Genomic DNA, 9,411 nt, shown 5'->3' on the forward strand with positions numbered 1-9,411 from the left:
ATTTTAAACTATTCCTTGATATTTATTAATAATATCTAGTGTTTTTTTGGAAGCACCATTATTTTGTATCAATAAATTATATCCTTTTTCTGCTAGTGAATTTCTTAATTCTTCATTTTCATAAAGTTCTTTTATAGAATCAGATAATTTGTCTTTATCATAACATGTAACTACAGCTTCTTTCATATACTCATAAATTTCAATAAAATTATACATATATTTTCCAACTATAACAGGCTTCTTAAAATAAATAGCTTCTAATATATTATGTCCGCCCATAGTACCCATAAAAGTACCGCCCATTATAACCAAATCTGAAAGTTTATACCAATTCAATAATTCTCCTATAGTGTTTATAATAATACCATCTTCTGAAGACTTTTCATAATCAGTATAAAGAGGCAAATCATATCCTAACTTTTCTGCTTGTTTCTGTATATCTTCTCCCCTATTAATATCTCTAGGAACTATAACTATATATACTTTATCTTTCAAATCAAGAGAATTAATCGCTTTTAATATTAACTCTTCTTCTCCGGCATGTGTACTTCCGGCAGTTATTATAAATTTATTAACAGGTATTGTATTTTCCAACTCATCTATCTTTTTCTCATCAGCATAATAATTCATGTCATATTTTAAATTACCTGTAACTGTGATAAGAGATTCAGGCATACCTATTGTGATCATATTTTCTTTATCTATGATGCTTTGAGCTAGAATTTTAGTATACATATTAAAATATGGTTTAAAAAAGAATTGAAAATTTTTATATCCTTTTAATTCTTTTTTTCCTATTCTTCCATTAATCATATATAATGGTATAAGTTTTTTATGAAGCATATATATTAAAGTAGGCCATATTTCTATTTCTGCTATCATTACATATTCTGGAGAAATTAAATTGATAAGCTTATTAATCATATGCGGATAATCTAATGTAAGATAGAATAATTCTACCTTATCACCATAATTTTTTCTTGCTATATCGTATCCGCCAACTGTAGTTGTTGATAAATAAACATTATATCCCTTGTCTATTAATGTAAATACTATTTCTTTGACTGCAACTATTTCACCAACACTTACAGCATGTATCCAAACAGCATTTTTATTATTCTCTTTAGGATATATAAATCCCAATCTTGATAAAGCACCTTTTCTGATAGGTTTATTGAATATCATCATAATAAAAAATGATATGAATATAAAAGGATATATAAGATATCCAAATATAGTATATACAGCCATTAAAATCTTTTGCATTAGAAAGCCTATTAATTAAAAAATTGATATCATAGTCATTACTATTATAATAATATATATCAATGCTGAAATTCCTGCCTTTACAATAGCATGCTGTTTTCTAGTACCCCATTCGCATTTTAAAGATACTATAATAAAAGAAATAAATAATACTATTTCTATAATATTTATTATCCAAAAAACAGTTCCGTATACTCCTGCCTTTAATTCATTATGACTAAGTATATAACAAGCTGCTATAGGAAACAGCATAAATATTGAGGCATTAACCAACTTATGTATTAAAATATATTTATTCATAGACTAAATTATACTAAATAAATGTATTATGTCAATTAATTAATAAATCAATTTGTATAATTTTTTAATCAATCATTCTGATATGATATTCTTCAAATTTTTATATATATCTTTCAAAGTAGTTTTTTGAAGTTCTTTTTCCATAACATTTTGAACATTATCTAATTTTGGCTGCAATATATCATTAATATTATTGCCTACAGGACATTTTTTATTTGGATTTTCATGAAAACTGAAAAGCTTATTATCATCTAAACTTTCAACAGCATTAAATATATCTAATAATGTAATATTTTCTATTTTTCTATTTAAAGAAATTCCGCCTGTTCCTCTTTTCACAGTAATAATATCTGCTTTTTGTAATTGTATTAATATATTTCTTATAATAACAGGATTAACATTTACACTATTAGAAATAAGATTTGATGTGATTTTTTTGTCTTTAAATTCTAAAATACATAATAAAGTATGAACTGCTATTGTAAACCTTGAACTAATCTTCATTATAAAATAATCCTTAAAACTATTTAAAAATTATAATATATTTATAATCTTAATGCAAATATAAAAAACATTTTTTATTGTAATACTTGACATTACAATAAAAATATAGTATTATTGTAATAACAATGATTACAACAAGGCGGTAATATGAATAAATTATTATTTTTAATAGATTATCTTATAAAAGAAAATAATTACGACATAGAACTTAATGAAGACATAAAATCAAATGAAGAAGAATTATATAAATATTTTAGATACTTAATGAATATACGTATGCCAAAAAATATAAGTGAAGAATATCTAAATATAGAAGATGAATATTTACAGAAAAGGCTGAAAAGAAAAGAAATAACAAATTCTGAAGATATAATACCTATAAAAGATAATTTATGTTTATGGCAAGGAGATATAACAACATTAAAAATAGATTCAATAGTTAATGCTGCAAATTCATCTATGTTAGGGTGTTTTGTTCCGCTTCATAAATGTATAGATAACGCCATACATAGTGCTGCTGGAACAAGATTAAGATTATACTGTAATAATATAATGAAAGGAAAATCTGAAGAAACAGGAAAATGCATAATAACTCCAGGATTTAATTTACCAAGCAAATATATTTTACACACAGTAGGCCCTATAATACAAAATGAAGTTACAAAAAGAGATGAAAAACTTTTATATGAATGCTACAACTCATGCCTAAAAACTGCAAAAGAAAATAATATAAAAAGTATAGCATTTTGCTGCATATCCACAGGAGAATTTAAATTTCCAAATGAATTAGCATCAAAAATAGCTATTGATTGTGCATCAGATTTTTTAAATAGCACTAAATATGATATAAAAATAATTTTTAATGTATTTAAAGATTTAGATTATAAACTTTATTATAACAATTTAAATAATTAGGAGTACAATATAAGATGAGTAAAGAATTAGAAAAAATAAATTTGATAAATAAATTAAAATCAGCTATAAAAAAATCAGATTATATATTAATAGGTGCAGGAGCAGGTCTTTCAACTTCTGCTGGTTTTACGTATGATGGAAAAAGGTTTGATAAGTATTTCAGCGAATATAAAACTAAATACGGTTTAGATAATATGTATAATGCAGGATTTTATAACTACCCTACTTTAGAAGATTTTTGGGGATATTTCTCATTATTTGTTTATATAAACAGATATGACATACCTGCTGATGAAACACATTTAACTCTTTTAGATTTAGTAAAAAATAAAAATTATTTTGTAATAACAACTAATGTTGATGGAAGATTTGAAACAGCAAATTTTGATAAAGAAAAAATATTCAAAGTTCAGGGAGATTATTCTCTTTTTCAATGTTCTGTACCATGCCGACAAGAAACTTTTTATAATGAAAAATATATAAGAGAAATGATTAAATCAAGAAAAGATTTAAAAATACCTTCTGAATTAATACCCAAATGTCCATATTGCGGTGCTAATATGTCAATGAATTTAAGAAGTGATAATACTTTTGTACAAGATGAAAATTGGTATAAATCTAAAGAAAATTATAACAACTTTTTAGATGAATCAAAAAATTCAAGTATACTATTTTTAGAATTAGGAGTAGGATACAATACTCCGGGAATAATAAAATATTCTTTTTGGAAAATGGCATTAGAAAATAAAAATTCAATTTATTCATCAATAAATATTAATGACAATCATTCTATAATTGGACTTGAAGACCGCTCAATAATTATAAATAATGATATATCAGAAACATTAACATTATTGAAAATAGATTAATTATTTGCGATTAATAAAAATATATACCTAAACAACTATATTTTGTCAAAAATAATTTTTTTAAATTTTAAATATCTGCAGGGCTTTGCCCACCGCTCTGCGTACTTCGTAGCCCCCAGTTCTTTTACCGACGCTCTGCGTGCCGTAGGCAAGGTACCTTTCGGTATTGGTATAAAAGAACCAAAACAACTGCATTTTTGACCTAAAACTAGGATTTATACCATATTTAATACATATTCTTAAAATATAAAGTTCTAGCAATTGCGTTTTCGCGAAGCGTATCCGAGTTTATCGAGGATATAGCAACTTTTACGAAGTCCGCAGAGCGTGTGCAGCAAAAAAGTAGATAAAATTTATATTAAGTACTTCAGTTGACAAAGTTAAAAATTTTCAGTATATACAAATTAAATAATATAATAAATTAATATTTAAAGAATAAATAATTAAGAAATATTATTTATTCTTTAAATCATTATAATTATCAGTCATAATTTTATACCAATAATCTAATTTTGCATTATCATCGCCTTCTATGTCTTTAAAATAGAAAGGTTTTAAAAATCTAACTTTAATTTTTTTGAAAGGGTGTATTGTCATTGTTCTTGCTTTCATAATGCTTCTTGTTCCATATATAACAACAGGCAATACTTCTACATCAGGACATCTTTCAGTTATTTTTAATATACCTCTTTTAGGGTTTTTTATTTCACCAGTTTCACTTCTTGTACCTTCAGGATATATAACAACGCTTGTATTGTTTTTTAATCTGTCTTCCATATCATCTATAGATTTAACAGCACCAACTGTACCCCTTTTTACAAAAATATAATTTGCAAGAGACATACCAGCACCTATTAAAGGTACCTTTCCATAAGTATCTTTGGATACAAAAGCATAAGACTTTTTAAATATACTAAAACATGCAAATATATCGAATGCACTTTGATGATTTGGAGTGAGTATATATGTTTTATTAGGATCATAATTTTCTTTTCCTTCTACTTTAAAGGAAATAAAAGCCATTTTCATTAATCCTCTGCCCCAAAATTTTGCCATAGTATGCACATAATATCTGGCCTTTCTCTTACTGAATATTCTAATAAACGGATAAACCGGAAATGCTATAATGACGCATATCAAAGTATAAATAACACTTAATAAAAAATAAATTAAACTAAATATAATCATACTATATAGTTTACATAAAAATAAAAAATTATCAATATATAACTTGATATATTAATGACTGTTTGATATAATCAAGTCAATTATTTTTGAAGTTTTAATTTAATCGTATGAATAATAATACTAAAAAACAAATAGGAATTATAGTTAATACATTAAGAGGGGATCCTGCTTGTATTCTAAAACATATTGACAAAATATTAAAAAAATATGATATAGAAGCTATCATAATATACTATGATATATCCTCTTACATAAATATAAAAAAAGCTACAAAAGAATTAAAAGATGTATCTATGCTTATATCTATAGGCGGTGACGGAACTTTATTATCTGCTTTAAAAATAGCTATAAAATATGATATATCTGTTTTGCCTATATATAATGGTACATTAGGTTTCATTTCAGAAATTCCGCCTGAAGAAGCATACTTAATATTAGAAGAATATTGTGAAGGTAAGAAAACTCTATATGAAATAGAAAATAGAACTTTATTATCCGTCAATATTTATTCAACAGAAAAAAATACATCAAAAGAATATCTTGCAGTAAATGAATTAGTTTTAAGCAAATGCGACGGCAGAGCTATATATATAAATATTATAATATCCGGTAAATTAATATCATCAATAGTAGGCGACGGAGTTGTAATAGCTACACCTACAGGATCAACTGCTTATGCTTTAAGTGCAGGAGGCCCTATATTATCACCAAATATTGATGCTATATCTTTTGTTCCTATAGCACCGCATTCATTAACATTCAGACCGCTTGTAATTCCTAAAGAAGATACTATAGAATTAGAATTGACAGAAAAATCACTTAAAGCTATGGTAACTATAGACGGTTATGATATATGCCAATTCAAAAATCATGATAAAATAAAAGCAAAAATAAGCAATAAAAGCTGCTATATATTCCAAAGTGCAAACAGACTATTCTATGACATACTTCGCAATAAACTCAATTGGGGTAGATAATGCTTAAATATCTTGAAATAAGAAATTTTGTTTTGATAGATAAATTAAAAATAAACTTCAGTAAAGGATTCAATGTACTTACTGGGGAAACTGGTGCTGGAAAAAGTATTATAATTAGTGCTTTAGAATTAATTACAGGAGAAAAAGGTTCTACTAGAATGGTAGGTCCTAATGGCGACAGACTTATTGTTACGGGAAATTTTCAGCTTCAGTCATCTTATTATATAGTAAAAAATAAATTAAAAGAATGGAATATAGAACTTGGCAGCGATGAATTAACTATAAAAAGAGAAATAACAAGAGACGGAAAAAGTAAATCATTTATAAACAATACCGGTGTAAAAGTTGCTGAATTAAAAGAACTTGGAGATTTGATAGTTGATATTCATGGACAGCATGAACATCAATCACTTTTCAATCCTGCAAATCATTTGAATTTTTATGACAGTTATTTAAATATTGATGAAAAACTAGAAAATTATAAAAATCATTATTATAAACTAACAAAACTAATAAAACAATATAATGAAATATCTCAAAATAAAAATACAATTTTAAAAGAAAAATCATTTTTAGAATATGCAATAGATGAAATAGAAAAAGCAAAATTAAAACCAAATGAAGATGAAGATATAAAGAATGATATTACTATGATGTCAAATGCTGAAAGTATAGCTTCATCTCTTTCTTCTATAAATAAAGATATATTCGGAAGTGAATCCGGAGCTTATACAAAATTAATGAGAAGTATTTCAGCATTACAATCAGTATCAAAATATGACAGCAGACTTTCTGATATAGCTTCTCAAGTAGAAGGAATCACTTTAAATCTTGAAGATATAAAAGTAGTATTAAGTGAAATAAGATCAAGAACTAAATTTGACCCTGAAGAATTACAATCACTTAATGAAAGACTTTTCTTTATAAATAACCTTAAGAAAAAATATGGTTCTAATATTAAAGATATTATATCTTATGCCAAAGAAGCAAGAGAAAAACTAGATTCTCTTAATTTCTCAGAGGAAGATATTGAAAATCTAAAAAAAGATATAGAAACATTGAGAAAAGAAACTTCTATGTTGGCAAAAGAAATATCAGATATAAGACATAATAGAAAAGAAGAGTTCATAAAAGCAATAGAAAGCGAAATGAATGATCTTGGAATGTCATCTACAAAATTTGATATTGAAATAACTTTAGATGAAGATGATGAAGGAATATTAAATATTGACGGTTCTAATATAAAAGCTAATGCCACTGGTATAGATAATATAGAATTCATAATAGCACCAAATAAACAAAGCATATATCAGCCTCTTAGAAAAATTGCATCAGGCGGTGAAATATCAAGAATAATGCTTTCATTAAAAAATGTACTATCTATTGGTGATTACTGTGAAACTTGTGTTTTTGATGAAATAGATGTAGGTGTAGGCGGAAGAATTGCAGAGGTTATAGGAGAGAAAATATCTGCTCTTTCAAAAAGAAAACAAGTATTAAGTATTACACACTTAGCACAAATTGCAATATATGCTAATAATCATTTCAAAGTAACAAAAAATGAAGGTGAAGATATTGTTACTTCTACTATTGAAGAACTTGATGATTCTATGCGTGTAAATGAAATTGCCAGAATGATAACAGGAAAAGAAATAACCGAAGCAAGCCTTAAACATGCTGAAGAATTATTAGAAAGCACTAAAAAAGCAAGAAAATAAAAAAGCAGGCATAAATTAATTATTTACACCTGCTTTATAAAAAATCATTATTACATTTTTATTACAGTTTTTACTATATTAGCTTTATCATTAACACTATTATCCAAAGCTTCCTGTAAATCTTTGAAATCGTAAATATTTGTAACTATATCTTTTATATTAATGCTTCCATTTTCTACAGCATCAATCAATAATGGAAATAAATGTCTATATCTAAATACTGTTTTGAAAGTTAATTCCTTATCCAAAGCCATACTAAGATTCATATTAACTTTTCCAGTTTTACTGTACCCAACCAATACTATAACAGAACCTTTCTTAGCAAATTCTATAGCCTGATTAGTTGTAATTTCTGTACCGGCAGTTTCTATTGTTATATCGCTTCCTTTTCCTTGAGTTAATTCTAATGCTCTTTTTACAGCATCTTCTTTTGAAGCATCTATAACACCGCTTGCTCCTAATTCTAATGCTTTATCAAGACGTTTTTTAACAACATCTATAACATAAACTTTAGAAACTCCAGAAGCTTTTAAAGAAAGCATTGAACATAAACCTATACAGCCTGCACCAGTAACGAAAGCAATATCTCCTATTTTAGCATCGCCTTGTCTTGCGGCATGCATTCCAACAGCTAAAGGCTCTATTAAAGCTCCTTCCATAGATGATAATTTTTCAGGCAATTTAAATGATAATGATTCTGGGTGAGTTACATATTCTTGAAAAACTCCATTAATAGGAGGTGTAGCAAAGAATATAACATCAGGACATAAATTATATCTTCCAGTTTTGCAAAACTCACATTCACCGCAAGTTTTTCCAGGCTCTAATGCCACCCTATCCCCTACTTTTAAATGTTTAACTTTGCTTCCTATCTCAACAATTGTACCGCTGCATTCATGTCCCAATACGAATGGAGGCTTAACAATATAATCACCTATAGCACCATGTTCATAATAATGCAAATCTGAACCGCATACTCCTACATATTCAAGTTTTACTAAAACTTCATCGTCTTTTGGTTTAGGTTTATCAGCTTCTATAAATTGTATTTTTTTAATATATGTCATCACAGCAACTTTCATAATAAAACTCCTATAAATAATAAATATACTTTTATAAAAGTATTTTATAAAAGTTATTATACTATCTATATACATATTGTCAATACTTAATTTATATAAAAATATATATACTTTATTATTATTGACCATATAAATTTATTTGTTATATAGAAAAAATTTGTAACTTTGTCAACTGATTCACTTTATATAGAACTTATCTACTTTTTTGTCGCACACGCTCTGTGAACTTCATAAAGTGCATGCTTTCGAGAAGCGTATCCGAGCTTGCCGAGGATATAAGGTTCTTGACAAAGTCCGCAGAGCGTATGCGGCGGGAAAAAGAACAACATAAAAATTGACAAACTTAAAAATTTTAGGTATATACCTAAACAACTATATTTTGTCATAAATAGTTTTTTTGAATTTTAAATATCTGCATGGCTTTGCCCCGCACCCCAGTTCTTTTGTTGGCACAAAGAACCAAAAAGACTACATTTGGGCTTTAATTTAATAAATTATCTTACATGTAAAACAATTTTAGTATGATTTAGTACTAATTTTATATTTGCACTTTTTGCAACTTTTTGCGGCGGGAAAAAGTTGAATAAAAAAA

General features: G+C 26.5%; 9 protein-coding genes. 4 read left to right on the top strand and 5 right to left on the bottom strand.

What is annotated here, in order from left to right:
- Window positions 1-3 precede the first annotated feature (3 nt).
- From R4K56_RS13860 to R4K56_RS13870, 3 genes are all read right to left on the bottom strand, one after another.
- Window positions 4-1,266, bottom strand: coding sequence for a 3-deoxy-D-manno-octulosonic acid transferase (locus tag R4K56_RS13860; RefSeq protein ID WP_335773022.1), 1,263 nt, complete (start codon window positions 1,264-1,266; stop codon window positions 4-6).
- A 15-nt stretch (window positions 1,267-1,281) separates the two neighbouring features.
- Complete coding sequence (locus R4K56_RS13865) at window positions 1,282-1,566, bottom strand: hypothetical protein (RefSeq protein ID WP_335773021.1); 285 nt, start codon at window positions 1,564-1,566, stop codon at window positions 1,282-1,284.
- Window positions 1,567-1,638: 72 nt separating this feature from the next.
- Window positions 1,639-2,070, bottom strand: a complete 432-nt coding sequence (locus R4K56_RS13870) for an Rrf2 family transcriptional regulator (protein WP_335760883.1) — start codon at window positions 2,068-2,070, stop codon at window positions 1,639-1,641.
- Window positions 2,071-2,217: 147 nt separating this feature from the next.
- Here R4K56_RS13870 and R4K56_RS13875 point away from each other — a divergent pair, with 147 nt between their 5' ends.
- Window positions 2,218-2,985, top strand: a complete 768-nt coding sequence (locus R4K56_RS13875) for a protein-ADP-ribose hydrolase (protein WP_335773020.1) — start codon at window positions 2,218-2,220, stop codon at window positions 2,983-2,985.
- A 14-nt stretch (window positions 2,986-2,999) separates the two neighbouring features.
- The gene (locus tag R4K56_RS13880) at window positions 3,000-3,854 is read left to right on the top strand and encodes an SIR2 family NAD-dependent protein deacylase (RefSeq protein ID WP_335770502.1); all 855 of its coding nucleotides are present in this window, start codon (window positions 3,000-3,002) and stop codon (window positions 3,852-3,854) included.
- Window positions 3,855-4,307: 453 nt separating this feature from the next.
- On the opposite strand, the gene R4K56_RS13885 is transcribed toward R4K56_RS13880, so the two are convergent.
- Window positions 4,308-5,042 carry a lysophospholipid acyltransferase family protein gene (locus tag R4K56_RS13885; RefSeq protein WP_335757755.1) on the bottom strand — a complete coding sequence of 245 codons (735 nt, stop codon included), beginning with the start codon at window positions 5,040-5,042 and terminating at the stop codon, window positions 4,308-4,310.
- 107 nt (window positions 5,043-5,149) lie between these two features.
- On the opposite strand from R4K56_RS13885, the gene R4K56_RS13890 reads away from it, so the two are divergent.
- Window positions 5,150-6,019: an NAD(+)/NADH kinase gene (locus tag R4K56_RS13890; protein WP_335757754.1), complete on the top strand. Its 870-nt coding sequence runs from the start codon at window positions 5,150-5,152 to the stop codon at window positions 6,017-6,019.
- Window positions 6,019-7,737, top strand: a complete 1,719-nt coding sequence (gene recN / locus R4K56_RS13895; protein ID WP_335773019.1) for a DNA repair protein RecN — start codon at window positions 6,019-6,021, stop codon at window positions 7,735-7,737. The genes R4K56_RS13890 and recN overlap by 1 nt, the downstream gene beginning before the upstream one ends.
- A 50-nt stretch (window positions 7,738-7,787) precedes the next feature.
- Here recN and R4K56_RS13900 read toward each other — a convergent pair whose 3' ends face one another.
- Window positions 7,788-8,819, bottom strand: a complete 1,032-nt coding sequence (locus R4K56_RS13900; RefSeq protein WP_335773018.1) for an NAD(P)-dependent alcohol dehydrogenase — start codon at window positions 8,817-8,819, stop codon at window positions 7,788-7,790.
- Window positions 8,820-9,411 lie beyond the last annotated feature (592 nt).

The sequence above is a fragment of the Brachyspira pulli genome (assembly GCF_036997785.1).
Classification (GTDB): Bacteria; Spirochaetota; Brachyspiria; order Brachyspirales; family Brachyspiraceae; genus Brachyspira; species Brachyspira pulli.